The sequence below is a fragment of the Bradyrhizobium sp. PRIMUS42 genome (assembly GCF_023006515.1).
Classification (GTDB): Bacteria; Pseudomonadota; Alphaproteobacteria; order Rhizobiales; family Xanthobacteraceae; genus Bradyrhizobium.
On record NZ_JALBGZ010000917.1, the window covers coordinates 1 to 2,136 of the forward strand.

3 protein-coding genes and 1 pseudogene are annotated in these 2,136 nt (G+C 64.0%); 2 read left to right on the top strand and 2 right to left on the bottom strand.

Annotated elements, in window-relative coordinates; genetic code table 11:
- Positions 1-630, bottom strand: a 630-nt coding sequence (locus MOV75_RS35630) for an FGGY family carbohydrate kinase (RefSeq protein WP_247007680.1), incomplete at its 3' end; no start/stop codon positions are given.
- A gap of 13 nt (positions 631-643) precedes the next feature.
- Positions 644-1,567 carry a LysR family transcriptional regulator gene (locus tag MOV75_RS35635; RefSeq protein ID WP_246920924.1) on the bottom strand — a complete coding sequence of 308 codons (924 nt, stop codon included), beginning with the start codon at positions 1,565-1,567 and terminating at the stop codon, positions 644-646.
- A gap of 107 nt (positions 1,568-1,674) precedes the next feature.
- Here MOV75_RS35635 and MOV75_RS35640 point away from each other — a divergent pair, with 107 nt between their 5' ends.
- Together MOV75_RS35640 and MOV75_RS35645 are read left to right on the top strand one after the other, a co-directional pair.
- Positions 1,675-1,998, top strand: coding sequence for a Dabb family protein (locus tag MOV75_RS35640; RefSeq protein WP_246920922.1), 324 nt, complete (start codon positions 1,675-1,677; stop codon positions 1,996-1,998).
- A pseudogene (locus tag MOV75_RS35645) lies at positions 1,995-2,136 on the top strand (maleylacetate reductase); the annotation flags it as partial. The gene MOV75_RS35640 and the pseudogene MOV75_RS35645, both read left to right, overlap by 4 nt.

Here is a 2,136-nt window from a genome sequence, read left to right on the forward strand (position 1 = left end):
GGGCGCGCATCCCTCGACGAGACGCGGCATGTGATCGCGCGACAGGCCGCTCGCCGCCAGTGCTGCGTCCGACCAGTCCCGGCGCGCGGCGTCGAGCCACAGCGATCCCGATGCGTCCGAGACGTCCTCGATGGCCTCGCCTGATAGCACCAGGCGCAAATAGGCTTTCGGCAACAGAACGAGCCTCAACGCCGCAAAGATGTCAGGCTCATGCGCCGCGATCCAGAGCAGCTTCGGCGCGGTGAAGCCCGGCATCGCCTTGTTGCCCGTCGTCGCACGCAACGCAGGCCAGCGTAGCTCCAGGATACGACACTCAAGGGCCGCGCGTCCGTCGTTCCAGAGGATGCAGGGCCGCAGGGGTCTCAAGCTCGCGTCGAGCAGCGTGGCGCCGTGCATCTGGCCGGACAGTCCAATGCCTTCGACTGCCGCCAGCTCGCCGGGATGCGTTGCCTTCAGGGCATCCAGCGTGGCGAAGGTCGCATCGATCCACTGCGCGGGATCCTGCTCATAGTAGCCGGCCTGCGGCGAGGCCGTCGTCAGCGGCCGGCTCTCGCTTGCAATCACGCGCTGGGCATCGTCGACGAGAACGGTCTTGACCGCGGAGGTGCCGAGATCGATGCCGAGATACATGGATGCTCTCCGCTCACTTCGCCGCGTCGATCCAGATCCCCGGCTGCGAATGCTCGCGAATATAGCCGACCAGGAAGTCGGAGAAGACCCTGATCTTGGCGGGCAGCCTGACGCGGTTTTGATAGGCGATGTTCATGGTGAGCAGCGGCAATTCCCAGCCCATCAGGACCGGCACCAGCCGGCCGGCGGCGATATCGGCTTGAACGATATAAAGCGGCTGGATCAGGATGCCGAGCCCTGCGCGGGCTGCACCACAGATGATCTGGCCGTCATTGCTGTCGAGCGTCGGCGCGATCCGGACCGTCTGCGTCGTGCTGCCCTGGCTCAGCCGCAGCGAATAGGGATCGTTGGCGAGATTGTAGATCAGCATGTTGTGGCGGGCGAGATCGGTGGGATGCTCCGGCCGGCCGTGCTTCTCCAGGTAGGCGGGAGCTGCCGCGAGCACGCGATGCATCTGGCCGATGCGGCGGACGATGATGTTGGAATCGGGCTCGTGCTCGCGCGTGCGGATCGCGACGTCGATACCGGCTTCGATGAAGTCGAGATAGCGGTTGGCGCTGATGATCTGCACGCTGAGATCTGGATAGAGCGCGCGGAAGGCGGGCAGCATCGGCGCCAGATAGATCATCGCGAAGGACAGCGAAGACGTCACGCGCAGCATGCCCTTCGGTGACAGCGCGCGGTCGGAGACGGCGTCCTCGGCTTCGGCGAGCTCATTCAAGAGCGTGCTGCAACGCTGCAGCAGCTCCTGCCCGGCTTCGGTCAGCCATTGCCGCCGCGTGTTCCGCTCGATCAGCCGGACCGCAAGCCGCTCCTCCAGCGCGCTGAGATGGCGGCTCGCGGCCGCGTTCGACATCCGCAGAATTTCGGCAGCTTTGGAAAGACTGCCGAGTTCGGCGGTTTTGGAGAAGACCTCGAGTTGGAGCAGCCGGTCCATTTTTGCTAAAAGAGGAAAAGAGACTTACAAATTTTGGCCTTTATTTCCGATTTCTGCAAGGCAAAATGAGCCCAACAAGAGAGAATGGCAGGCGAGGAAATCAGGAAATGTCGGGCCCGATCAGGCACATCGTGATGTGGCGGCTGCGCGGGGAGACCTCCGAGGAGCGCTCCGCTGCTCGGGTCAAGGTTAAGACCCTGTTCGAGGGCCTCAAGGGTCGGATCGACGGCCTCACCCATATCGAGGTCGGCATGGACGTCAGCGCGGTCGATTACGCCTGCGACGTGGTCCTGTTCTCCGAATTTACCGACCAGGCCGCGCTTTCCGCCTATGCCAACCATCCGGAACATCTGCGCGTGCGCGAGGCGCTGGGCGACTTGCGGATCGGGCGCTTCCAGGTCGATTATCCCATCAAAGAGACCGGCACATGATCGGTTCGTTCACCTTTGAAAACCTGCCCTGCCGCGTCGTGTTCGGCAGCGGAACGCTGGCGAGCGCGAAGGCCGAAGTCGAACGGCTCGGCGGCACGCGCGCGCTGGTGCTGACGACGCCCCAGCAGGAAGCGCAGG